The organism is Agarivorans albus (genome assembly GCF_019670105.1).
Taxonomy (GTDB): domain Bacteria; phylum Pseudomonadota; class Gammaproteobacteria; order Enterobacterales; family Celerinatantimonadaceae; genus Agarivorans; species Agarivorans albus.
This window is the reverse complement of record NZ_AP023032.1, coordinates 4043938-4068120: the sequence shown is the minus strand read 5'-3', so window position 1 is coordinate 4068120 and position 24183 is coordinate 4043938. Positions and strand designations below refer to the sequence as shown.

The window sequence follows — 24183 nt, the reverse complement described above, 5'->3', positions numbered from 1 at the left end:
AAGTAGCAAAGGTGTTTCATTGAACCTAGTTAATAACAGCGCTTGAGAAAAGCGAGTAAGCAACTTGCCTGTTCAATACTTTGAGCCTTGTACACATTAGTTATCATACGGATATGGAAGTCAACGATGGCCATTTACCCATCTTTTTTACGAAGCTGCTTAATGCCCGCCTACGAGGCGATTAAAGGCAAAGACTTGTTAAAGCACTTAGGTGCTTATGAGCAACGCCTTTCATGGACTAAAGAGCAGTTGTTAGCTCATCAATGGCAAGAGCTACAAAAACTGCTGCAGCATGCTTACCACAATACTCAGTATTATCCTCGGGTTTGGGCTGAAGCAGGCATTAAAGATCCGCGTGATATTAGCAACATGCGTGACTTCGAGGCTTTGCCGATAGTCACCAAAAACGATATTAAGCAGCACTACGCTGAGTTTGTTTCGAGCAAACATCCAAACAATATCCGTAAGTCCACCGGTGGCTCTACCGGACAGCCTTTCCACTTTGAGCTGGACCTCAACAGTAATACTCGCCGAGAAGCTGTTATGTGGCGAGGTTATGGCTGGCTAGGCGCAGGATTAGGCCAAAAAACCTTGTACTTATGGGGAGCCGATTTAGGCCAGCCATCGCGCTTTAAAACCATTAAAAATGCGCTTTACCACAGCTTTTATAATCGAAAAATGCTCAATTCTTTTGCTATGACTCAAGATAACAAACAAGAGTATGTTGATGATATTAATGACTATAGACCAACAGCTATGGTGTCTTACGTAAACCCGCTTTATGAGCTGGCTCGTTATATTAACGACCAAGGAATAAAAGTGTGGCGCCCCAGCACTATTTTAACAGGGGCTGAACCTTTACATGACTTTCAACGAGAAGAGATAGAGAAAGCTTTTAAAACGCCAGTGTACAACACTTTTGGTTGTCGAGAATTTATGTTGATGGCGGCAGATTGCCAAGAACAACGTAATTTGCACATGAACATCGACCACTTAGTGATAGAAACAATCGATAGCCAAGGACAGGTGGTAACAGAGACCAGCGGTGACCTCTTGGTTACCGATCTCTATAACTATGGGATGCCTTTGATTCGTTATGTAAATGGCGATCGCGCAACGATTAACCATCAGGCCTGCAGTTGTGGAAACCCTTTGCCAATTATGTCTAGCATTGATGGGCGTAAGCTAGACATTATAAAAACGCCGTCGGGTGGCAGTATTCCTGGCGAGTTGTTCCCACATTTATTTAAAGAGTTTGTCGGCATTTCGCGCTTTCAAGTTGTTCAACAGCAACTTGAACAAGTTACTCTAAAAATTGTAGCTAATGAGCAATTTAGTGAAGCAGATAAAACCGCCATTAGTGATGAAATAAACAAGTATAGCAATGGTGAACTGATGCTTAATTTTGAGTTAGTGGATGATATTCCGTTAACAGCCAGCGGCAAACACAGGGTAACTATTTGTGAAGTCTAAGCCAGCAATGGTGATTATCACCAATTTATACCCTCTCCCTTGGGAACCTAATCGCGCTAAGTTTAATCACCAGCAATTTGAATTGTTAAAGTCTGAGTATCAGTTAAGCCTGTTAGTTCCGGTAGCCTTTCCTGAATGGTTTAAACATCGTAAGCAGATTACACAATCAGAAGAGTTACGTTACGCTCCGTATTTTTACACGCCAAAAGTGGGGCGTCGTTTTTATAGCGTGATGATGTTTTTGTCTTTGCTATTGCATTCTGGATTGTGGTTAAAGCGCAAGCAAGTCAAAATCTTAATGGCAAGTTGGGCTTTCCCAGAAGCAGTTGCAACTAGTTGGATAGCTAAACTGTTTAAAGCGCGCTTTTTCTTTAAGGTACATGGCAGTGATATTAACCAATTAGCAAAAGATCCCGCACGTGCAAAACAAATAAAAAATGCCAGTCAAAGTGCACTGGGTATCTTGTCTGTATCGAAAGCTTTAGCTAAAGAAATGCAGCGACTAGGAATAGAGCAATCTAAGGTTTCTGTTATCTACAATGGCGTCAATCATCAAAAATTTGGTGGTGAAAGTGACAAACCAATAGCACAAGACTACATCTTATATGTAGGGAACCTAAAGCCAGACAAAGGCGTTGTAGAGCTCTATGAGGGCTTTGCTAAGATTGCCACTAAACAGCCGGCATTAAACCTGGTTTATGCTGGTACTGGTGCCAAACGAGCGATCATTGAGCAACAAGCGCAAGCTGATGGCTTAACGGAGCGAGTGACATTTTTGGGCTCTGTTGCGCACGCCGATCTACCAGCTTGGATAGGCAATGCTGAACTTCTCGCCTTGCCCAGCTACGCAGAGGGGGTGCCTAATGTTGTATTGGAAGCGATGGCGGCTGGCACACCGGTATTAGCTACTGAGGTTGGGGGCATTCCCGAGGTGATGGATACTCGCTGTTGTGGCGTGCTTATTCCGCCGAAGAGTTCGACGGCGGTGGCAGAGGGGCTAGAGCTGATACTGGATAAACAGTGGGATAAACAGGCGATTAAGCTGCATGCTAGTCAGTTTTCTTGGTCGCTTAATCAACAACAATTTCTCGCAATGTTGAAAAATGGTGAAGTTTAAAAGATAAGTTAATAATTTGCTGGGGCTAAGCAGGTATTTTGTTACACTAACAAGCTTGCTTAAGCTCTTAGTATTGGCACAAATGGATTTGTAGTTAATGTTGAATAAGATCAAATATCTTATACGTAGTAAAGTTCTGCCTGATAGTTGGTTTCTGATTAAAAGAAGCCCGCGCGAGGCTGCGCTTTATTTAACCTTTGATGATGGACCTTATCCAGAGTACACCACAGCTTTATTGGCGCTGCTTGCTAAGCATCAAGCTAAAGCAACTTTCTTTGTATTAGGGGCGCGAGCAGAAAAATTTCCTGAGCTCACACGCCAAATTGCTGAGCAAGGTCATAGCCTTGCCAACCATTCTTACAATCATCCCCGCTTTGATCATATCAGTGCCGCTGAGCGCAAGTTGCAGATAGAACAGACCAACAACGCTATTCAAAACCTTACTCAGCAACCGTGTCGCTTATTCCGCTCCCCGCAAGGACGTTGGAGCAGTTCTTTACTGGTTTATTTGATTCGGCGTGGGATTACAGCAGTGCATTGGAGCCGCGACTCCTTAGATTACAAAAAAGAGCCTAGTGCAACACTAATAAAACGCTTTAACGAGCAACCAGTAAGCGCAGGCGATATTATTTTATTTCATGATGACAACAACCTTTGCATTGACGCTCTAGCGGAATTAATCCCTAAGTGGCAAGCGCAAGGTTTTGAACTTAAAGCATTGGAGAGCTGAGTTAAATGAACATTTTGTTCCACCACCGAACACGTGGCCGAGGGGCCGAAGGTGTACATATTCGTGGTGTGGTTAAAGGCCTGCGTGAACTAGGCCACAAGGTAAGCATTTTATCTCTGCCTGGTGCTGATCCGGAAGAAGAGCTGGCAGCGCCGAAACAGCAGCAAGCGGCTAAACCGCCTGCTAAAAAGAGCTTATTTTCTCGCCTGGCTGAGTTAACCAAACATACCCCAGAATTTGTGTTTGAACTGTTTGAGCTGGCTTTTAATGTGTTGGCTTGGTGGCGCTTACGTAAAGCGGTTAAAGAGCAGCAAATAGAATTTGTTTATGAGCGCTATTCATTGTTCATGTTTGCTAGTGTGTGGTGGGCAAAGCGCCATAACATCCCGATTGTGTTGGAAATTAATGACTCCTGTTTAGTGCATCGTGTACGTGAACTATTTTTTCAACGTTTTGCTCGCTCAATTGAGAAGTGGATTTTTAGTAACGCTACTGGTTTAGTGTTTATTTCTAGTCGCTTTCAACAAGTTGCTCAAGATGCTTACCCAAATATTGCTCCCTCAGTGATTTCGCCAAATGCTGCAGATTTAGATCAGTTTATTATCGATGATGCTGCTGCTTTAGCCTTACGCCAAAAGCTAGAGGTAGAAGATAAAGTTGTCGTTGGCTACGTTGGTGCTTTTGTACATTGGCACGGTATCGACTGGTTTGTTGATTTGATCGCTGAGCGCCTAAAAGATTATCCCAACATTGTTTTATTGTTGGTAGGCGATGGCGTTTGTTATCAAAGTATTAAACAACGCATTGCTGATGCAGGGGCAGAGAAGCAAATTATTATGCCCGGCAGAGTCGCCCATGACCAAGTGCCGACCTATTTATCTGCCATGGACTTTGGCATTTTGCCGGATTCAAATGACTATGGCTCACCGATGAAACTGTTTGAGTTTATGGCTATGGGCAAAGGTATGGTTGCTCCTGACTTTACGCCTATTGCTGAAGTTGTAGCCGACGGCGAAACCAGTTGGTTGTTTAAAGCAAACGACCGTGATTCTTGCGTAGAAAAGGTGCTCAGCCTTTCTTCTCAAGTGGAACAGCAGCAGCAAGTTGGTCTGCAAGCTAGAGCTTATATCGAGCGTGAAAGGCAGTGGCGTCATAATGCTGAACAACTATTAACCTTGGTGAAATGATGGAAAATATCAAAGCTGATTTTCGTCGTAAGCAAGAAATTTTCAGATTAGATGGCGCGTCTGTAAGCATGTTGAGGATAGTTATGGCAGATGGTTCTAGCGCCAATATTATCTATCGCTGGATGCGGTGGTGTGCCAATCATAACTTGGGCTTGCTTGCCTATTTCTTCCAATGGTTGAATAAGTTTATGAATGGTTGCGTGATTGGTTCTGGTGCGGAATTTGGCCCAGGTTTTGTGATTATGCACCCTGTAGGCATTGTGATTAATTCTAAGGTAAAGGGCGGTAGTAACATTACTTTAGAAAGTGGTGTGGTGATTGGAGATGAAAAGGGCAAATCACCGCGTTTAGGCTCTGAGCTATTTGTCGGTGCTGGCGCCAAAATTATTGGTGACTTAGATGTTGCTGACCAGGTAAAAGTTGGCGCTAATGCTGTGTTAACTAAATCTGCAGAAGAAGGCGCAACCATGTTAGGTATTCCCGCTAAAGCATATCGCCGAAAGTCAGCCGAGATGGAGCAGTAAATGGAATTGTTATTTTGGTTGGCAGTGGGTTTAATTGGCTACAGTTATGCTGCTTATCCAGTTGTACTGCTAATGATTAGCGGTATTAAACAAGCGGTTCGTGATACCCGTTATCTCTGGCGTCGCCGAGAACGTCGTTCACTAGAAGCTAAAGAGTGGCCGTCTGTTTCAATTATTATTGCCGCTTATAATGAAGAGAGCTGTTTGCAGCAGCGGGTAGACAATTTACTGCAACTTAGTTACCCCAAAGACAAACTTACCATTCATATTGGCTCTGATGGCAGCACGGATAAATCTGCAGAAATTTTACAAGCGGTGGAGGCGAGCAATTTTAAAGCCCATATCTTTGAGCAAAATCGCGGCAAAATAAACGTACTTAATGACTTGGTGGAATTGGCCGAAGACCCTATTTTAGTCATGTCTGATGCCAACACCCATTTTGAAGTGGACGCTATCGAAAACCTAGTTAGGCACTTTGATAGTGACGACATTGGGGCTGTTTGTGGGGAACTGCATTTAGTTGATTCTGAATCAGCTGATAACAAAGACGGCATCTACTGGCGTTACGAGCAAATGCTCAAATTTCATGAGTCGCGTTTAGGTGCTCTACTCGGAGCTAATGGCGCTATTTACGCTATTGCTAAACCCTTATATCAGGCGCTACCTGCCAACACCATTGTTGATGATTTCATGATTGTGATGAACGTGTCTAAGGCGGGGAAAAAGGTGTTGTATGAACCAAACGCAGTAGCGTTTGAAGAAGTAGCGCCTTCTCTACACGATGAAGAAAAACGTCGAATTCGCATAGGTACCGGTAATTACCAAGCTTTTACTCGTTGTTTATGGGCACTAAACCCACTGCAAGGTGCACGCTTTTTTGCTTACCTTAGCCATAAAGTGTTGCGCTGGTTTACCCCGCATTTAATGCTGATTGCCTTACTGTGTAACCTAATGCTGGTGGCTAAGCCTTTGTATGCCAGCTTGTTGGCCGTTCAATTGGCCGGCTACTTGGTGGCAGCTTGGGGGAACAGTCGTAGTAAGCGCGGCAAAAGTGTACCTGGCAGCATTGCATTTCTAACTTTTTTTGTATCTATGAATATGGCTTTATTAAAAGGCTTCTACTCATTCTTGTTTAAAAATGTGCAAGGCACATGGCAAAGGACATCACGGTGATAATCTTTTTAGCTTTAATTGTATTGCTGCTAGTTGGCGCAGCAGCGGTAACCTTAATTATTCGAAAGAAGCACATGCATTTATGGTTACCTCATTACCTAAAACAAAAGTTTAGAGCTAAGGCAAAATTTGAAGGGCCAACCCACGTATTGTTTTGTTTTGTAGATCACTATGAGCCGCAGTGGGGCAAAAATATCAGCCTTGAGCAAGAGCGAGCTCGTGTGGACCGCTGGTTTAATGAATACCCGGTAGTGGCTGGCAAACACCAAGATGCAGATGGTTGCCATCCAAAACATTCGTTTTTCTACCCAGAAGAAGAGTATCGCTATGAACACTTAGCTAAGGTAGCCGATATTTGTGCGCGTGGTTTTGGGGAAATTGAAGTTCACCTACACCATGAAGACGATACCAGTGATAATTTACGTAAAACCTTGGAGGGCTTCACCGGGTTATTGCATGAAAAACACGGTGCCTTTGTACGTAGTGAAGAGACTGGCAAGCTGCAATACGCGTTTATTCACGGAAACTGGACCTTAGATAACTCCCACCCTGAGGGGAAATTATGTGGCGTAAATGATGAGTTGATTGTGCTACGGGAAACAGGTTGCTTTGTTGATTATACCTTCCCGTCTGCTCCGAGTGTTACCCAACCCGCAACGGTGAACGCGATTTATTATGCCAAAGACGATCCTCATGCGCCGAAGTCGCATGACACTGGCAAAATGGTCAAAGTAGGCGGTCAAATGTGGGGTGATTTAATGCTAATTAATGGCCCGTTAGATCTTAACTGGAAAGCGCGTAAAAAAGGCATTTTCCCGCAAATTGAGAACTCCGATATTCGCACCAGTATGATGCCGACTAAAGATCGTGTTGATTTGTGGGTTAAGGCAAATATTCATGTCGAAGGTCGACCGGAGTGGCGCTTCATTAAGATCCATACCCATGGCACCCAAGAAGCAGACATGCCCACTTTGCTAGGTAAACCCTTCGATGACATGTGTAGTTACCTGGAAAGCAAGTATAACGATGGTGAAAACTACGTATTGCACTATGTGTCGGCGCGTGAGATGTACAACATGGCTAAAGCTGCCGAAGCTGGAGAGTCGGGCAATCCAAATCAGTATCGAGACTATCTAGTTAAAGCGCCTAATTATAAAACTTTAGATGAGCATACGGATGCTGAATAAAGCCAAGATAAGGCAGTTTTTTTTCGGTAAGCGTAGCGTCTCTCAAAAGCGCTGGCAGCAACGTGTGCCCGGCATTTATGTTTTTAATTATCATCGAATTGGCGACGCACGCTTTAGTGAGTTTGACCCTAACGTTTTTAGCTGTACCGCAGAGCAGTTTGAACAACATTTGCTGTTTTATAAACAAGAGTTTGAAGTATTAGATGAAGCCGCGTTAATCGCTTTACTTGATTCGGGTGAAGCAATTACCAAACCCTATGCCTTAATCACATTTGATGACGGCTATATTGATAGCTACCAGCATGCCTTTCCTTTGTTAACAAAACATCAGCTTAGCGCAGTGTTTTTTGTGGTGACTGAATACACCAATGGTGGCATTTTTGCCTGGTGGGACGAGGTAGCTTGGCTAGTTAAGCATTGTCAGTCTAATACATTAAAACTAAAACACTGGTCCCACGCTGTAGACTTAAGTGGCAAAAACCAAACTCAGAATATCCGTAAACTGCTTTATGCCTTCAAGGAAGACCATAGTTTCTCCATGGAAGAGAAGTTAGATATGTTAAAAGCAGAGTGTAAAGCGCCTCCAATGCCCAGCTCACATAGCTTGTTTGCAAACTGGCAGCAACTAAAGGAAATGGCAGAGGGTGGAATGACTATTGGCTCACATACACGCAGCCATCCGATTTTAGCGCACTTATCATTAGAGCAGCAGCGCGAAGAGTTAACCCAATCGCGAGATTTCATCGAGAGCAAACTGGGTACTGCGGTTTCTATGCTTGCCTATCCAGTAGGGCGAACTGACAGTTTTACTGAGCAAACCCAAGCGCTTGCACAAGAGTGTGGTTACCGTTTGGCATTCTCCTTTATGAATGGCATCAATACTCAGCTAGATGCGCAGAGCGCTTACCAACTAAAGCGGATCTCAGTAGACGGCAATAAAGAAGTGGATTCGCTGAAAGTACAAGTTATGGAGTTAAATACCAAGCATCGAGCTTAACTAGGCTTGCTCAACCCGTACATTTGCACTTAACTGAATAAGCAAAAGTAAACGCCTTTTTCACATAGAGGATATGGAATATGCAAGGATTTGCTATTAATGCTTCAAGCTTAGTCTGGCGGCCGTTAGTTGTTTATTTACTGTTTTTGGTGGCTGCTGTTAGCAATGTGGCAAAAGCAAGTGTTGAGCTAAATGTTAAAACTCTTCCCAGCACGAATAAGTTCCACTACATCGTTATCCCATTTCCTAACTTTACAGTCTCAGAACAACAGGGCTTTACTCTAAAGCAGCAGGGGGTAAGCCTTAAGTTTACCGCTCATGCTCATTTACTTTGGCCAAAACTTAAAAGCACTGCATTCTATCGAGGTGTATTGTTTAAAGTTGAAGGTTTGGAGCAAGGAAGTGTAGAGCTCAGTTGGGGAGAAGGTTTGGCGAAGCCGGACCAGGCCCTAAGCTTTGAAGAAGCTCAGCTAGCTGAGCTGCACTACCCCGAAGCTTGGCTCAATAAAGCGCTGTACTCCCCGCTAATTTATAACGCAAATAATATTGATTGGGGTTGGTTAGACAATGCTTATTGGCGTTACGCGGCTTACAGCGCCGATGAAGCTATTATTGAGCAGGTGAGTAAACCTAAAGATCCCGCCAAGAAAACCACATTACCCACTAATAGTGCAGCGCCCTGGTTGTATGACCGACCTTTCACCTTTTATCAGCTGTATTTTAAGACTGCAGACCCAGTTTGGAAGAAAACAGCTCACCAGCAAGCGCAGTTTTTTATGAGTCAGCTCGATGACAATGGTGACTTTGCACTGAAAGGCTCGGCCGATCTTAAATACATGTTAAGTAGTGGCCTGCTAATTGACTACCTTTTCTATCCACATCGGTCGACCAAGCTGGCTATTGAAAAAATGACTCAAAAAGGACTGGCTTGGCCAGCCCGCTATTCAACTCAATTAGGCTTTTGGACAGAGCGTCATCTGTCAGTTGCTTTGAGTTTGGCGTTAAACCAATGGGAATTACAAAGCGATGAGCAGTCCTCTAAGCGGGTAGAACAGCTACTTGAAGGTATTCGCGAGGACTTATGGGTGAGCGCTCCGGGGCAAGGTGGCTGTATAAAACACAGTTTAAAAGCCCATTCTAATAAAAATAGTAAAGACATGGTGTGTTCTCCGTGGATGTCGGCATTGGTGGTAGAACAGCTGTGGCGTTACTTTTGGATGACTGATGATCAAAGAGCAGCGGATTTGATTATCGACTTTTCTGACATGCTGCTACATCACGGTTTATATACAGTGGAGTATAAAGGTAAAACTTTGTACATACCGGATTACTTGGTGTTTTTTAAGCAGTCTATTTTTCAAGATAGAAACTCATGGACTGAGCGACAACATGCTTGCGATGTAGCCGGTATGGTTTACAAAGGGGTGTATCTAAAACGACAGCGTCAACAAGATGAATTCCTGCTAGAACTGCTTGCTCAAGAATTGCTGAATACCTGTGAGGGCACAATGGATAAGAAAGGGAAAAAAGCCATGAGTAACCCCAACTGGTCGCTAAAACCACTTAGAAAATTTAACTGGTGGTTTGCCAGCAATGGCTCGTTAACCTGGTTGTTGAAACAATAATTGGGTGTCTTGGTATTTAAGTAATTGCATCGAGAGCGCCTGTTTGGCTTCACGACAGTCGTTGTCGAGACACAAGGCAGAAGCGGCCACAATTGCGCTTTGGCGTTGCCCAGAGAGGATTTCGCTGAAACGTTGAGCTCGCAGAGCAGAACGATTTGATACCATGCCTTTAGCGCCTGCATAGCTATAAGCTAACACGCCTGGTCGGTTGGCTGCAGAGCGGAAGTAAATGAAGTTAATTGCTTGTTCTGTCTCTGAGCTATCAATTCGCAGATTCTCAGGTACTACTTCATTTAAGTAAAATGAGGCTTTGTTGTCTAAGCCTAAGCCACTAAACAAAAACACCCAATGATTGAGCTCTACTTGATTAACACTAAGGCTTTGTTGCTCAACGGACTGATACTGGGCCACTTGAAGGGCTGGGTGGTAACTGGTTGTTGCTTTAGCATCTTCGGTGTTTAGTTTATTGGCATCCCATACTGGCCAATCAATTAGGCTGGGTGAAAAAATCAATAGCGCCAAAATAACAAAGGCTAAACCGCGAACCGAAGGGCCTTCTGTTTGCTTTACTTTAGTTTGAGCTACTAACTCGCTGGACAGCTTCCCACCAACGTAAAAAGCTAATAACAAGTATGGGATATATAAATACCAGCCAAGGTTATTATGGTCATAAATTATTTCACTTTGCATCTGCGTTTCATGGCCGATCAAAATGATTGTGATGATCCGAACCCAGTTAACGATTAACGCGCCAAACATGCAAATAGCAAAAAAGATTAAAGCATTTTTAACACTGCGAATATTGAAATAGATATATAACAAACACAAAAACAAAGAAGTAATAAAGTAGCGTAAGCCACTACAGCCGTTAGCTATTTCGAATTGCCCTGAAGGAATTGACACTACATTTCCTTCAAAGTAACTAGGAACATGGGTATAGGCCATAACCATCTCTACAACGGTGGTCGATAAGCTTTGTAAAGGTGGTGACAAAATGCCCCAAATCGGAGTGGCAAAGAGGAGCACCAGGGCATACACGTAAAGGCTTTTATGGTGTTTGAAGATACTCAATAAGCTAAATAGTAAAACAAAGGGTAACAGCGCTCTAACGGGCAAGCTAATTTGGCTTAAGTAAAGCAGCAACTCTATGGCTAAACTGGCAATTAACAATACCAACCACAAGCTAGCACCTTGACGAAACTGCAGTTGTTGACGGCAATCGTAAAGCACATATAGAGCAACAATTGGGATTAAGAATGCATGCGAGTAGGTGCCATCATCAAAGCTATAGCGCCAAATATCTAATACTACCGGCCAAAAGAGCAAGGCAATTAAGGCGGTAGTACCAAGAACAACAGCGGCTTGAAGTAAGCCGCTGTTGTTTAGTTTGTTGCTTGACTCTGTTGCTACCAAAGATTAACGCCCTTTTCCGAACAAAATAATCTCTGCAGTGCGCACTAGTATCAAAAGGTCGAGTAGGAAGCTTCGGTGTTTGATGTAGTAAAGGTCAAACTTTAGCTTCTCAAGTGCATCCGCTTCAGTGCTTCCATAAGGGTACTTAAGCTGAGCCCAGCCAGTTAAGCCTGGTTTAACGTTGTGACGCTGGTTGTAATAAGGAATTGATAATACCAACTCTTTTACAAACGCAGGGCGCTCTGGTCGGGGCCCTACAAAACCCATATCGCCTACCAATACGTTATAAATTTGCGGCAGCTCATCGACGCGGTATTTACGAATAAAGTTACCCACTTTGGTTACCCGAGGGTCTTCTTTTTGCGCCCATTTAGCCCCATCTTTTTCAGCATCGGTGCGCATACTGCGGAACTTGTAAATGTTAAATGGTTGACCGTTTAAACCAATCCGTTCTTGCGAGTAGAGCACGGGGGCTCGAATGCCTTCCTCTAACTTAATCATGATGACGGTAATTAACATCAATGGCCAAGTGAGGAACAATACGATGAGGCCTAAGAAGGTGTTACATACCCAATCTAAAGAGCTACGTAAATAGTTGGTAGAATGGAAACCATTGCTGTAAATAACCCATGAAGGATAAATAAGATTTACTGCAATTTGCCCTGATTCGCGCTCGATGAAGTCGATAATATCGGTGATTTCAACGCCACGCAGTTTACATAAAAATAAACTATCTACCGGCAAGTTGGCGCGCCGCTCATCGGCTGCAATCACTATTTCTTCTACGCCGTTGGCCAGTACAAACGACTCTAAGGGCTGGTCAAGCTCTAGAATAGTTTCGCGTTGAATACCGTCATCAGAATCACCAGGCATACGAATAAAGCCGGCCATTTCAAAGCTTACACGGTCAGATTTACGGCGCATGCGTTTTTCAATAATACTGGCGCGTTCACCGGCTCCTAATACCAAAATTCGTTTGCGGCCCATATGCTCATATTGCATTTTAAGCGCAAAGTAACGAATAGTGGTTAAGCCCATCATGACTGCGGCGTAAAGCAGCTCGCGGAAATTACCAGGAAGAACATCTAAAGGCGTAAGTACATAAATAACCGAAGATATGAAATAACCTAAGGCAATACTTACCAATAAACGACGTATTACTCCACGAAAGGTTTCACGAATTTTTTGGTTATATAAGCCAACTGACAATATTGACAGTTGTATTGGGAAGGTAAATGCCAAACAGTGTAATAACAGTATTCCTTCGCCATAGGCGGGGATGCCTTCAAAGCCGCTAAAGCGGAGAAGTTCAACACCAATGACAAAAACCCCGATGAGCACCAAAAATTCGGCAAGAATGATCGCTCTACTACCGGGATCTAGATTATGAAATTTCGAACCAGCCACGCTTCTTCCTTGAAACAAGATATTAAATATAGTTTTAAGACTAATCAGTATACCGAGATTTAAACGCAGAGCCACAAAAAATCGGTGTTACTTGTGCCCAGCTAGTTAAACCTAAGTTTGTTACCTGCACTTTACATTTCCACCAGCCAGTAGATAAATGTCGATATATTAAAACTATTTAGCTCAAGAGATTTACAACATGCGCGCTCGCACACTATCATGGAAAAAAGGACCACCTCAATCAATGTTATTTTGATGGACTCTCAGCGAAATGGACAGTGCTATGAAAAAACTCAACCAAGTAGTAATTAAATTGCTCTCGTTTATGGCGATAGGGCTTTTCCTAACCGCTTGCTCGAACAACCTACCTACTTTACCTGGCGCGTCGGTTCATCCGTCGCTTACTGCTAACCCAGCTGATTACAAATATCTGATCGGCCCAGGTGATGAACTCAACATCTTTGTATGGCGTAACCCTGAAATATCGGGCACCTTCATTGTGCGTCCAGACGGCATGGTGTCTACCTCACTAGTTGAAGACTTAGAGGTATCGGGTAAAACACCAACTGAATTAGCCCGCCTGATTGAATCAGAATTAGCGGAGTTTATTCGTGACCCGATCGTAACAGTTACTGTTGAAGGCTTTATTGGACCATTTAGCGAACAGGTTAGAGTAATTGGTGAAGCTTTCGAGCCTCAAGCAATTAACTATCGCGAAGATATGACGCTGCTGGATGTGATGATTCAGGTAGGTGGTCTAACAGAATACGCTGATGGCGATAACGCCCGCTTAGTTCGAGTGGTTAGCGGTGAGCAGCGTTCATATAAAGTACTTGTTGGTAAATTGATTCAAGACGGTGAGATTGAAGCCAATGTAGACGTTCTTCCTGGTGATATTATCATTATCCCAGAAGCATGGTTTTAGTCGGAGTAGTCGTATAAATGCAAGATTTAATTGAGGACTTTCTGCAATACCTGCGAGGGGTATGGTTAAAGCGCCGTTATATTTTAATCGCACTGTGGATTATTTGCCCAATTGGCTGGATAGCCGTGACATTGATGCCAAATCAATACACTGCCGAGGCTCGGGTTTACGCAGATACTCGCTCATTATTGCAGCCTCTACTTAAAGGTTTAGCCATCCAAACTGACCCCAGTCAGGAGTTAGCGATGATGGTTAAAACGTTGCTGAGTCGTAGCAATCTGGAAAAAATTGCTCGGGCTAGTGATGCTGACGTTAGGGTAAATAACAGCACTGAATATGACGCTTTGCTAGATAGCCTAAAAGAAACCATCGAGATCGACAAAACGCGTCGAGAAAACCTCTATACCATTAGTTTTGAAGCCGACTCACCACAGTACGTTCGTGATGTAGTGCAAGCGGCATTGGACGTATTTGTAGAGAATACGCTCGGTGAAAAGCGCCAAGATACTGATACCGCCAACTCATTTATTAATCAGCAGATTGAAGAGTATGAAACGCGCCTGATTGAAGCGGAAAAACGCCTAGCTTCTTTCAAGCAGGAATACACAGCCTTTTTGCCCGGTAAAGAATCTACTTATTACAGTAATCTCGAGAACGTTAAAAAGCAGTTAGAAGAGACTCGCTTACAACTTAGTGAGGCCGAAACCAAGTTGGTTTCAGCCAGAGCGCAATTGGCTAGTGAAGAGGTATTGGCCTCCCAACAAACCGCACGTGTTCGAACGGAGTTTGATGATCGTATTTTGGCAATGCAAACACGCTTAGACGACTTGTTGTTGCGCTATACCGAGCGCCATCCTGATGTGGTGGAAGTGCAGCGTCAATTGGCGTCTTTGCAAAAGCAAAAAGAAAATGCCTTAACTACTGCAAAAACGCCTGCAGCTCTCGCCTCAGAATCGGTGATCTATCAAGATCTCAAGATTACCGTTAGTCAAATTGAAAACGATGTAGCTTCACTTAAAGTTCGCGAGCAAAGACACAAAGAGAAAGTCGATAACTTAGAGGAGCAGCTACGCCAGGTGCCTGACGTAGAAGCAAAGCTTACTGGGCTTAACCGTAACTATGAGATTACCAAGTCTAAGTATGAAGACTTGTTATCGCGCAGAGAGAGCGCGCTTATTTCACAAAGTGCCGGCAAAACTACCGACGACATTAAGTTTAGGGTTATTGATGCTCCAAGGGTTCCCATTGAGCCTTCTGGTCCGAAACGTCCGCTATTAATTGCCGGGGTGCTGATTTTTGCCCTAGCTGTTGGGGTTGGTTTGTCGCTGGCCTTTAGCCAAGTGAACCCAGTGGTTTCAAGCATCCAGCAATTATACCAGCAAACTGGTTACCCTGTTCTAGGAGTGGTATCTGCCACAGAAAGCTCTGGTTTGTTGAAAGTAGAAAAACGTAAGATGCGAGTGTTTGTATTGTCTAACGCGGTTTTACTATGTGGCTTTGTTGGCTTTATGGTGATCAACCTATTGCCAAACTTACACAGTAAAATTATTACCGGTTTAGGTGGATTGCTATGAGTACCATAGAAAAAGCAATGGGCAAGCTTGCTAAACAAGCCCAAGCCAAGCAAGAGGGTAGTGAACAGCCTGAAGCTGCTGAGTCAAACCAAGCTGCGGCTAGTAGCAGTGTGCCTTCTACAGAAAAGCGTGAAAAGCCGGTATTGCAAATAGACTCCGCAGTGTTAAAACGTTTAGGCATGCTGTCAGATATTCGCTCTCGCGAAACAAGAATGCTCAGTGATGAGTACCGAAGCATTAAGCGTAAGCTGATTAAAAATGCATTTGAGCCAGGTCTAATACCGAAAAATAAAAGTAACTTGATCATGGTTACTAGTGCTAACCCCGGGGAAGGTAAAACATTCACTTCAATTAATTTAGCGCTGAGCTTAGCCTTGGAAAAGGATAAAACAGTACTGTTAATTGATTCTGACGTGTTAAAGCCAACTGTGAGTAAAACCTTGGGTATTGGTCAACACATGGGCTTGATGGAGTATCTATTAGGTGAAACTGATGACATTGCTGATGTTATCTATCACACCAATATACCTAATTTAAGAATTATGCCGGCAGGCATGCCGCATCACTTGAGCAATGAGTTGTTGGCCAGTGATAAAATGCGCTCTCTTACTGAAGAGCTAAATAGCCGTTATTCCGACCGCGTCGTATTGTTTGATAGCCCACCGGTACTCGGGGTAAACGAAACGGTGGTATTGTCTAACTTCATTGGGCAAGCGGTGGTGGTAGTTGAACAAGATGGAACCAAGCTCGCTGCGATTAGATCTGCTGTATCGCAATTTAGCGATGAGCTGGCGATCGGATATGTATTGAATAAAGCAGTACACGGCAAAACAGGGACTTACGGATATGGCTACGGATATGGCTATGGTTATGAGGAAGAACGCAGCGCCTAGAGCAGTTGTTGCGCTTGCTATTGCTGTTGGGATATCAAGCTCGGTTAATGCCGCAGAGGTAGAGTTTCGCCCAGAAATCGGTGCGGAGCTAGTTTATACCGATAATGCAGGTCTTACCGAAGAAGCTCCAGAGTCTGGTGAAATTGGCGTGTTGTCAGCGGGCATTGTCTCTGAAGTTATTGGTAAAGACGGTGAACTCTCCCTAGATTATCGGGCAAGGCAAACCTACCACTCTTACGATTCCGAAAAAAATAAGCTTTATCACGAGCTAGATTTTACTGGTGATAAAAAACTGGGGAAATCTGGCTTTAGTGTCGATGCTGTTGCATCTGTTGATATTCTGCCCGCAGAGGTAAGTAGCAATGCTATTACCGATGTGATTTCTGGAGACTTGATTCAAGGCAGCGAGTTAGGCCTAGGTTTAAACTATCAATCAAACCCCCGTAAATGGATAGATCTAAACGCTCGAGTTGCCAGTAGCTTGTATCGTTATGAAGACGACCGTGGCAATAACAACGACTATGACGCATCACTGCTATTTAAAAATGGTCAAAAAGTAAATTCAGTATTTTGGTTAATTGATTCTAGCTACATTCGCCGTGAAGCGCGGGGGAACTCTTCAGAAACTGAAAATATTAAATATAAAGGTGAGTTGGGTTTGCAGCAGCGTTCTGGCTTCAGCCCCTTTATTCGCTACTATGCTGAGAGTTACTTGCAAGGTGTTAGCTCATCGGAAAAGGTGGGAGAGTCAGAAAGCTGGGGACCAGCAGTTCGTTACTTTCGCTCTCGTTTAAGCTACTTCGAACTGAGCTATAACTTTTCTCTAGATAAAGATAAAAACGAAGATTATGTGGGGGCTGCGGTTAATCTCGAGCCGAATCGCCGCACCAAATTGTTCTTTGAATATAGTAAGCGTTTTTATGGTGATGCCTATGAATTCACCTTCTTTCACCAAAAGCGCCGTATTAGTACCGACATTAGCTACATTGAAGAGCCCACCAGCTTCGATCGCCGTTTCTTTGTTGAAGGTGATAGTGTAGAAGAGCAAAAGCTTGATAAAACCTTTAGATGGAATACTGGCTTAGACCTTCGCCGCTCAGGGCTAGATTTTGAGTTACGCCATCAAACCCGCGAAGGTTTGCGTGACGTAACGGATTTTGTTAAAGACACAACTTATGGTGGCGGAATCAGCTTAGACCATAAGTTAAGTCGTAAGCTGATCATTGCCTTTGCATTTGATTACGACCACTACACATTTGATCGCCTCAATGGCATCGACCAAGTGGATAAGTACAGTCGCTATGATCTGTCACTAAATCAAGACCTCATCGAAGGGTTCTTCCTCACTTATCGCTACCAATTTACTCATCGTAGCTCCAATATAGTGGGCAGAACCTATGACGAAAACCGAGTATCGATTAACGCGACTAAGCAGTTTTAAGTATGTATGAATCATTTTTTGGCTTAAGTGATAAACCATTTAAGCTTAGCCCTGACCCTAAGTTTTTTTTTGCTAGCCCTCACCATGATCGCGCGGTGTCTTATCTGCGTTATGGCTTATCTCAAGGTGAAGGTTTTATTGTTGTAACGGGGCCAATTGGTACCGGAAAAACCACCATCGCCAGAAGCTTATTAGCCTCGGTGGACGACTCAATTGTGGCTGCTCAAATTGCGACAACTAAACTTAACCCCGACGAACTAGTTCGCTTAGTTGCAGCCCAATTTAGTATTGATGTAGAAGGCTTGAATAAGGCCGATATTCTAAAGCGATTTGAACAATATTTGCTTACTTTAAATAAGCAAGGAAAACGCGCATTATTAGTGGTAGATGAAGCTCAGAACTTGCCAGCAGAAACCGTTGAAGAACTGCGAATGCTGTCTAACTTTCAACTCAACGACAAACCTCTTTTTCAGAGTTTCTTACTTGGACAGGAAGAGCTAAAACCGATTATTGAACTGCCAGAAATGGAGCAGTTTAGGCAACGAATAATAGCATCTTGTCACCTAAAACCTTTAGATGCGGAGCAAACCCAAGGTTATATATTGCACCGCCTCAAGCAGGTGGGTTGGAATGAAAACCCTAAGTTAGATGATGATATTTTCCAGCAAATTGCTGACTTTACTAAAGGTATTCCACGAAAGATTAATATCTTTGCTGACCGACTGTTTTTATATGCGTTTTTGGAAGACTTACACGCGATTAGCCAAGCAGACGTAGCTGCAGTTATTGAAGAGATGGGCGGTGAGCTTTCTGGCTCTTTACAAGGTACGCCAGAACAGCAGGGGGTCTCGGATATTGATGCGGTGTTGGGACGCCAATATGAAGACGGTACCGGTGTTAATGCCAGTATTGGTAATGCTGCTATTGGTGATAGTCAGTTAAAAGCAAAACTACTAGATGTGTCTAGCTATCTTGAAGAAGTAGTGTTGCGAAAAATTAAAATCATTCGCTATCTAGATAAAATGATAGAGAAGAAGCGCAAAGAAATCGTCGAGTTAAGCGAAAATAGCTAAGTATTTCTCATTACCCGCTGTCACAAAGCCTAGCTTGGAAATGGAAGGTCACGTTTGAGTATTATTGTTGGTTTATTAGGCTACAGCATTGCAGCGGTGGTGTACCTGCTATTCAGCTTACTGTTGCTCACCACTAAACAAAGCGGCTTCCAGCGCCAAGCATTGAGCTTGGTGGTGTTTTTTACGCTGCTTTGGGCTAGCGCTGGGGTTGCTCAAATGTGGATAGCCCTTCCTCTTGGCTATTTGTTTGGTATCGAGAGCCTTCGTAATGCACTGTGGTTCCTATTGCTTTATGCCACCATCGCTCCACGTTTCGAGCTTAGTAATTTTGTTCGCGGTCCTTGGCGAAAAAAAGGTTTGCTGCTTGGCCTGATATTTATCGCATGTCTCCAAGTAAGCACTGCTTTGGCAGGCCTGCAGTTAAATCAGTTTTGGTTGGTAACCCAGCTATCACAAACTGTTATTGGTCTGTGGTTAATAGAGCAGTTATATCGACGCATTGATGTTAGTGCTCGCCCCACTATTAAACCTATGTGCCTTGGTTTGGGCGGCATGTTTGCTTTCGACTTTGCGCTGTATGCCAATGCCTTAATTACTTCAGGGATCTCTTTTGATTTTTGGAGCCTACGTGGATTTGTTGCCATTTTAGCTGCGCCGCTGGTGTTATTAAGTGCGCGTAGGATCAAACGTTGGTCGACCAAAATCTATGTGTCACGTGATGTCATTTACCATAGCACTCTGTTATTGGTGGCCGGCGGTTACTTACTGGTTATGGCTTTAGTCGGTTATTACATCAGGTATGCTGGTGGTGACTGGGGCAGCATGGCGCAAAATGGCTTCTTTGCCTTAAGCGCGTTAATTCTAGTTAGCTTGTTTTTATCTGAACGCTTACGCAAGCGTTTAAAAGTGCAAATCACTAAACACTTTTTCGCCAATAAATATGAATACCGTGAAGAGTGGATGAAGTTTGCAGCGGTGCTTGAAGAAGATGGCGTTTCGCCCTATAGCATTGCACTTAAGGCAATTAACCAGCCTTTCGATTGTCAGTATGCTGGTTTGGCGATCGTAGAAAACAGCCGCTATGTAGTTAAAGCCACTTATAACATTCGAGATGATGACTCTCAGGCTCAGTTATGTTTAGACCACTTGGCTGGGCAAGCCATCGAGCACCAATGGATTGTTGATATTGAAGAGTTAAAAGAAGATACCAGTGTGGTGCCTTTTCAAGTCTCCACTAGCCAGTTACAGCAAATCACAAAGTTTTGTTATGTCATTCCAATGAGTACCAGTGCTGGCTTTAAGGGGGTGATTTTGCTGTCTGCGCCCTCTGCTATCCATAGTGTAAATTGGGAAGACCGAGATTTGATGCGCGCAATTAGTCGCCAACTGGCGGTATTTCTTAACTTGCACCGTTCTAACTTGGCGTTGGCCGAAAGCCAACAGTTTGATACCTTTAATCGCATGTCTGCTTATCTGGTGCATGACCTTAAAAATGTCTTGGCGCAATTGCAGCTGATGTCGAAAAATGCGGTTAAGCATAAACATAACCCTGAATTTATTGATGACGCGTTTGAAACGGTAGACTCTGCAGCCAATCGTTTGGCTAAAGTTGTGGCGCATCTCAGCAAGAAACAACGAGTTGATACCGTAGTTGCACCTTTTCAGCTAAAAGCGGCACTTGAGCAAGTTGCGCAATCGCGTTCTATTAGTAAGCCTATTCCGCAGTTAGCGTTCAGCTTAAGCGAGAACTTTGAACTGGTGGGTGACCAAGATCGCTTTGTAAATGTGGTTTCGCATCTAGTGCAAAATGCGCAAGATGCTACGGCAGAAGACGGCTTGATCAGTATACGTGCTGGCAAGCAAGCTAATGAATGTTTAATAGAAATACAAGACAACGGCGAAGGAATGAGCGTAGAATTTATTGATACACGCTTATTTAAGCCGTTTGATACTACCAAGGGCAATGCTGGCATGGGTGTAGGCGCCTATGATGCGAAGCGATTTGTCGAAGAGCTTGGTGGGCATATACAAGTTACGAGTAATGTTGGCGAGGGTAGCTTATTTAAGTTGTACTTGCCCATTCACAAAATTTAGCTGGCCTAATGCGCCAGCAAAGCTGATGGAAGAAATAACATGGAAACGTTACTGGTTGTTGAAGACGACCCAGGTATTCAAAAACAGTTAAAGTGGAGCTTTAGCGACTACGAAGTCATTATTGCTGGTGATAGAAAGGAAGCCATCACTGCTCTACGTCGTTATGAGCCTAAAGTGGTGACTTTAGATTTGGGTTTACCGCCAGATGAGGCCAATGCCAGTGAAGGCTTGGCAACGCTAAAAGAAATGCTGGAGTTAAACCCAAAGCTTAAAGTTATTGTTATTACCGGTAACGAAGATAAAGAAAACGCCCTAAGCGCTATCGCCATGGGGGCGCATGACTTTTATCAAAAACCGATTGATGATGACACCATGTCGGTAATTATCGCTAGAGCCTTCTGGGTTGCCAATATAGAGTTAGAAAACGAGACTCTAAAGGGTGCATCCTTAGATAACAACGGCTTTTTGGGTAACTCTCCGCAAGTTCAAAAAGTTTGCCGTATGGTGGAGCGCATTGCCCCTACCGAGGTAACCACACTGTTGTTAGGTGAAAGTGGTACGGGTAAAGAAGTGCTTGCTCGCGCTATTCACCAACAAAGCCCACGTAAAGATAAACCTTTTATCGCCATTAACTGTGCCTCTATTCCAGAAAACTTGCTTGAAAGCGAGCTATTTGGTTTTGAAAAAGGCGCGTTTACTGGGGCACATAAAACCACCGAAGGTAAGATTGAGTGTGCTAATGGCGGTACCTTATTTTTAGATGAAATCGGCGATATGCCGTATCCGTTACAAGCTAAGATTCTTCGCTTCTTGCAAGAGAAAGTGGTTGAGCGAGTAGGCGGACGTAAAGAAATCGCCGTTGATGTGAAAATTGTTTGTGCAACCCACCAAAACTTGCAAAACATGGTTGAGCAAAAAGAGTTTCGTGAAGATTTATTTTACCGAATTAGTGAGATCACCATTAATATCCCACCGCTTCGCGACCGCGGTGAAGATGTGGTGTTGTTAGCACGTGCTTTCTTGCAAAATTATAACAAGCAAATGCAGCGTAATATTAATAACTTTAGTGATGACGCTATTACTGCTTTAAGTAATCACCGTTGGCCTGGCAATATTCGCGAGCTGCAAAATAAGGTGAAGTCGGCAGTTATCATGGCCGACAATAAGCAAATTACCGCCGATGACTTGGCCCTGCCAATTGGCGATGAAGAGCAAGTTAAACTGGCGCTAAATCTTCGCCATGTGCGCGAAGCTGCCGAGAAGCAAGCAATTAATAAAGCCTTGGCGCTAAGCAACGGCAATATTTCTAATACCGCTGGTCTGCTTGGTGTTACTCGCCCAACCTTGTATTCTTTGCTTGATAAATACGGTTTGAAAACTGACTAAGGTCGGTTTATTTTTAAAGCGGCGAGAGCCGCTTGTTGTAGTTACTCAATTAGGCCCCACATGGACAAGTCACAAACAGAAATGAATATATTGGTCACCCCAGAGATGGCCAATTTCTCCGGTAAGATGCATGGTGGAGCCATGTTGAAAAAGTTGGATGAAGTGGCCTATACCACCGCTATTCAATATTGTGGGAATTACGCGGTAACGCTATCGGTGGACCAAGTTCTATTTAAGAACCCGGTAGAGATTGGTGAATTTGTTACTTTTTTAGCTTCGGTAAATTATACCGGCCGTACCTCCATGGAAATTGGCATTAAAGTGGTTGCCAAAAATCTTAAAGAGCAAACCGTTCGCCATACCCACTCTTGTTTCTTCACGATGGTAGCGGTTGACGAGCTAGGTAACTCTGCAGAAGTCCCACCATTGCAGCCAAACACAGAAGTCGCTAAACGGCGATTTAATGATGCGCTACGACGCCGCCAGCGGCGCATGGAGAAAGCATAAACAACTAAAAAGGCCTGCTATATTTTGCAGGCCTTTTTCTTGTTTGGAGGGGAGATTAATAGCCATTTAGTCGGTCGAAGTACTCAGGCAAAAATAGCGATATTTGCGGTATGTAAGTAATTAAGATCAGGAAGAATAGTAATAAGCTTAACCAAGGTAAGCATGCCTTAATTACCCACCCCATACTCTTTCCAGTTATCCCCGCTGTAACAAAGAGGTTTAAACCAACCGGCGGAGTAAGCATTCCTATTTCCATATTCACTACCATAATGATCCCAAGGTGAATGGGATCTATGCCCAGTTGTGTCGCAATAGGGAACAAGATGGGCGCCATGATAAGCAAAATGGCGGAAGGCTCCATAAAGTTACCAGCAATCAGCAACAAGATATTCACTACTACCAAGAATGCCCAAGGCTGAAGACCATAGGCCACAATGGACTCGGCAATCATGTGAGGAATGCGCTCGGTGGTTAATACATGCGCAAACAACATTGCGTTAGCAATAATGAATAGCAGCATAATGCTCACCTTTGCCGCATCCTTAAGCACTTGGCGAACTTCCGGATCACTGACTGACTTAAAGATACTAACAGGGAATAGCATTAAGTTACGGGCAACCGCCGAGCCTATGTTTTCGCCTTCATTCTGCCAAGCTTGGTGTTTAATTGGGCCAATATCTCGATAGCCATAAACCGACACTAAAAAGGCATAAATTGCTGCCACCGATGCAGCCTCGGTTGGGCTAGCTACGCCGCCATAAATTGAGCCAAGAACAATCACAATCAGCATTAAGCCACCAGTGGCTTTAAGTGCCGAAATCGCCCATTTTTTGCAACCCGGATAGGCTTGAGCTGGCAAGTTTTTTACTCGCGCAACAATATAAATGGCAATCATTAAAATGGTGCCCATCATGATCCCAGGAATAAACCCTGCCATAAACATACGCGAAGCCGATACTTCGGTAGCTGCGGCGTAAACTAGCATCACAATCGAAGGTGGGATCAAAATGCCAAGCGTACCTGCATTGGCAATCACACCGGCTGCCAGCGATTCTGGGTAACCAGAGCGCACCATGCCCGCAATTACAATAGAGCCAATGGCTGCTACGGTAGCTGGGCTAGAGCCAGATACTGCCGCAAATAGCATACAAGCCAATACCGAGGCCATGGCTAGGCCGCCACGAATGTGTCCCACACTATCCATGGCAAAATTAATGAGCCTGCGAGCGACACCGCCTGTGGATAAAAAGGCTGATGACAAGATGAAAAAGGGGATGGCTAACAAAGTGTAGTGTTCAGAGGTGGCTTCAAATAGCTTTAATGCTACTGAGGCTAAAGAGTCGTTAGAAAACAATAGAATGGTTGTCATGCTAGCAAAGCCAAGCGCGATGGCGATAGGCATGCCAATAATCATGCATACAAACAGTAGAATAAACAGAGTAAAAGTTGTCATGGTC

The 24183-nt window shown here is 43.8% G+C and carries 20 protein-coding genes; 17 read left to right on the top strand and 3 right to left on the bottom strand.

Annotation, left to right across the window (positions count from 1 at the left end; genetic code table 11):
• Positions 1 to 126 precede the first annotated feature (126 nt).
• The 9 genes from K5620_RS18425 to K5620_RS18385 all read left to right on the top strand — a co-directional run bounded on the left by K5620_RS18425 (position 127) and on the right by K5620_RS18385 (position 10013).
• Positions 127 to 1473 carry a phenylacetate--CoA ligase family protein gene (locus K5620_RS18425; RefSeq protein WP_016403863.1) on the top strand — a complete coding sequence of 449 codons (1347 nt, stop codon included), beginning with the start codon at positions 127 to 129 and terminating at the stop codon, positions 1471 to 1473.
• Positions 1463 to 2590: a glycosyltransferase gene (locus K5620_RS18420; protein ID WP_016403862.1), complete on the top strand. Its 1128-nt coding sequence runs from the start codon at positions 1463 to 1465 to the stop codon at positions 2588 to 2590. Before K5620_RS18425 ends, K5620_RS18420 begins: the two co-directional genes overlap by 11 nt.
• A 97-nt stretch (positions 2591 to 2687) precedes the next feature.
• Positions 2688 to 3320 (top strand): polysaccharide deacetylase family protein, encoded by a 633-nt coding sequence (locus K5620_RS18415; RefSeq protein ID WP_016403861.1) that lies wholly within the window; start codon positions 2688 to 2690, stop codon positions 3318 to 3320.
• 5 nt (positions 3321 to 3325) lie between these two features.
• Positions 3326 to 4507 (top strand): glycosyltransferase family 4 protein, encoded by a 1182-nt coding sequence (locus K5620_RS18410; protein WP_016403860.1) that lies wholly within the window; start codon positions 3326 to 3328, stop codon positions 4505 to 4507.
• Positions 4504 to 5031, top strand: a complete 528-nt coding sequence (locus K5620_RS18405; protein ID WP_246612300.1) for a serine O-acetyltransferase — start codon at positions 4504 to 4506, stop codon at positions 5029 to 5031. Before K5620_RS18410 ends, K5620_RS18405 begins: the two co-directional genes overlap by 4 nt.
• The gene (locus K5620_RS18400) at positions 5032 to 6204 is read left to right on the top strand and encodes a glycosyltransferase family 2 protein (protein ID WP_221077414.1); all 1173 of its coding nucleotides are present in this window, start codon (positions 5032 to 5034) and stop codon (positions 6202 to 6204) included.
• Positions 6201 to 7391: a hypothetical protein gene (locus K5620_RS18395; protein ID WP_221077413.1), complete on the top strand. Its 1191-nt coding sequence runs from the start codon at positions 6201 to 6203 to the stop codon at positions 7389 to 7391. Before K5620_RS18400 ends, K5620_RS18395 begins: the two co-directional genes overlap by 4 nt.
• Complete coding sequence (locus K5620_RS18390) at positions 7381 to 8388, top strand: polysaccharide deacetylase family protein (protein ID WP_221077412.1); 1008 nt, start codon at positions 7381 to 7383, stop codon at positions 8386 to 8388. The genes K5620_RS18395 and K5620_RS18390 overlap by 11 nt, the downstream gene beginning before the upstream one ends.
• Positions 8389 to 8468: 80 nt before the next feature.
• Positions 8469 to 10013, top strand: a complete 1545-nt coding sequence (locus K5620_RS18385) for a hypothetical protein (RefSeq protein ID WP_016404021.1) — start codon at positions 8469 to 8471, stop codon at positions 10011 to 10013.
• On the opposite strand, the gene xrt is transcribed toward K5620_RS18385, so the two are convergent.
• Positions 9990 to 11426, bottom strand: a complete 1437-nt coding sequence (gene xrt / locus K5620_RS18380; protein WP_016404020.1) for an exosortase — start codon at positions 11424 to 11426, stop codon at positions 9990 to 9992. The genes K5620_RS18385 and xrt overlap by 24 nt on opposite strands.
• A gap of 3 nt (positions 11427 to 11429) precedes the next feature.
• Positions 11430 to 12833: a TIGR03013 family XrtA/PEP-CTERM system glycosyltransferase gene (locus K5620_RS18375; protein WP_016404019.1), complete on the bottom strand. Its 1404-nt coding sequence runs from the start codon at positions 12831 to 12833 to the stop codon at positions 11430 to 11432.
• Between the two features lie 283 nt (positions 12834 to 13116).
• On the opposite strand from K5620_RS18375, the gene K5620_RS18370 reads away from it, so the two are divergent.
• The 8 genes from K5620_RS18370 to K5620_RS18335 are packed head-to-tail and all read left to right on the top strand — an operon-like array spanning position 13117 to position 22726.
• On the top strand, positions 13117 to 13758 hold the full coding sequence (locus K5620_RS18370; protein WP_194164229.1) for an XrtA/PEP-CTERM system exopolysaccharide export protein: 642 nt from the start codon (positions 13117 to 13119) through the stop codon (positions 13756 to 13758).
• A gap of 17 nt (positions 13759 to 13775) precedes the next feature.
• Complete coding sequence (locus K5620_RS18365; RefSeq protein ID WP_016404017.1) at positions 13776 to 15332, top strand: XrtA system polysaccharide chain length determinant; 1557 nt, start codon at positions 13776 to 13778, stop codon at positions 15330 to 15332.
• Positions 15329 to 16225, top strand: coding sequence for an XrtA-associated tyrosine autokinase (locus K5620_RS18360; RefSeq protein WP_016404016.1), 897 nt, complete (start codon positions 15329 to 15331; stop codon positions 16223 to 16225). Before K5620_RS18365 ends, K5620_RS18360 begins: the two co-directional genes overlap by 4 nt.
• Positions 16179 to 17666 carry a TIGR03016 family PEP-CTERM system-associated outer membrane protein gene (locus K5620_RS18355; protein ID WP_084682040.1) on the top strand — a complete coding sequence of 496 codons (1488 nt, stop codon included), beginning with the start codon at positions 16179 to 16181 and terminating at the stop codon, positions 17664 to 17666. Before K5620_RS18360 ends, K5620_RS18355 begins: the two co-directional genes overlap by 47 nt.
• Positions 17667 to 17668: 2 nt before the next feature.
• A complete protein-coding gene (locus tag K5620_RS18350) occupies positions 17669 to 18739 on the top strand; it encodes an XrtA/PEP-CTERM system-associated ATPase (protein WP_016404014.1) in 1071 nt (356 codons plus the stop codon).
• 54 nt (positions 18740 to 18793) lie between these two features.
• Positions 18794 to 20833 (top strand): XrtA/PEP-CTERM system histidine kinase PrsK, encoded by a 2040-nt coding sequence (gene prsK / locus K5620_RS18345; protein ID WP_221077411.1) that lies wholly within the window; start codon positions 18794 to 18796, stop codon positions 20831 to 20833.
• 39 nt (positions 20834 to 20872) lie between these two features.
• Positions 20873 to 22219: a PEP-CTERM-box response regulator transcription factor gene (prsR, locus tag K5620_RS18340; protein WP_016403557.1), complete on the top strand. Its 1347-nt coding sequence runs from the start codon at positions 20873 to 20875 to the stop codon at positions 22217 to 22219.
• Positions 22220 to 22279: 60 nt separating this feature from the next.
• The gene (locus K5620_RS18335; protein ID WP_016403558.1) at positions 22280 to 22726 is read left to right on the top strand and encodes an acyl-CoA thioesterase; all 447 of its coding nucleotides are present in this window, start codon (positions 22280 to 22282) and stop codon (positions 22724 to 22726) included.
• Between the two features lie 55 nt (positions 22727 to 22781).
• On the opposite strand, the gene K5620_RS18330 is transcribed toward K5620_RS18335, so the two are convergent.
• On the bottom strand, positions 22782 to 24179 hold the full coding sequence (locus K5620_RS18330) for a TRAP transporter large permease (protein ID WP_016403559.1): 1398 nt from the start codon (positions 24177 to 24179) through the stop codon (positions 22782 to 22784).
• Positions 24180 to 24183 lie beyond the last annotated feature (4 nt).

Bases quoted from the DNA above. Each gene is read 5' to 3' on its own strand.
- K5620_RS18425 (WP_016403863.1), top strand. From the start codon at position 127: ATGGCCATTTACCCATCTTTTTTACGAAGCTGCTTAATGCCCGCCTAC.
- K5620_RS18415 (WP_016403861.1), top strand. From the start codon at position 2,688: ATGTTGAATAAGATCAAATATCTTATACGTAGTAAAGTTCTGCCTGAT.
- K5620_RS18410 (WP_016403860.1), top strand. From the start codon at position 3,326: ATGAACATTTTGTTCCACCACCGAACACGTGGCCGAGGGGCCGAAGGT.
- K5620_RS18405 (WP_246612300.1), top strand. From the start codon at position 4,504: ATGATGGAAAATATCAAAGCTGATTTTCGTCGTAAGCAAGAAATTTTC.
- K5620_RS18400 (WP_221077414.1), top strand. From the start codon at position 5,032: ATGGAATTGTTATTTTGGTTGGCAGTGGGTTTAATTGGCTACAGTTAT.
- K5620_RS18390 (WP_221077412.1), top strand. From the start codon at position 7,381: ATGCTGAATAAAGCCAAGATAAGGCAGTTTTTTTTCGGTAAGCGTAGC.
- K5620_RS18385 (WP_016404021.1), top strand. From the start codon at position 8,469: ATGCAAGGATTTGCTATTAATGCTTCAAGCTTAGTCTGGCGGCCGTTA.
- K5620_RS18370 (WP_194164229.1), top strand. From the start codon at position 13,117: ATGAAAAAACTCAACCAAGTAGTAATTAAATTGCTCTCGTTTATGGCG.
- K5620_RS18365 (WP_016404017.1), top strand. From the start codon at position 13,776: ATGCAAGATTTAATTGAGGACTTTCTGCAATACCTGCGAGGGGTATGG.
- K5620_RS18360 (WP_016404016.1), top strand. From the start codon at position 15,329: ATGAGTACCATAGAAAAAGCAATGGGCAAGCTTGCTAAACAAGCCCAA.
- K5620_RS18355 (WP_084682040.1), top strand. From the start codon at position 16,179: ATGGCTACGGATATGGCTATGGTTATGAGGAAGAACGCAGCGCCTAGA.
- K5620_RS18350 (WP_016404014.1), top strand. From the start codon at position 17,669: ATGTATGAATCATTTTTTGGCTTAAGTGATAAACCATTTAAGCTTAGC.
- prsR (WP_016403557.1), top strand. From the start codon at position 20,873: ATGGAAACGTTACTGGTTGTTGAAGACGACCCAGGTATTCAAAAACAG.
- K5620_RS18335 (WP_016403558.1), top strand. From the start codon at position 22,280: ATGGACAAGTCACAAACAGAAATGAATATATTGGTCACCCCAGAGATG.
- K5620_RS18330 (WP_016403559.1), bottom strand. From the start codon at position 24,179: ATGACAACTTTTACTCTGTTTATTCTACTGTTTGTATGCATGATTATT.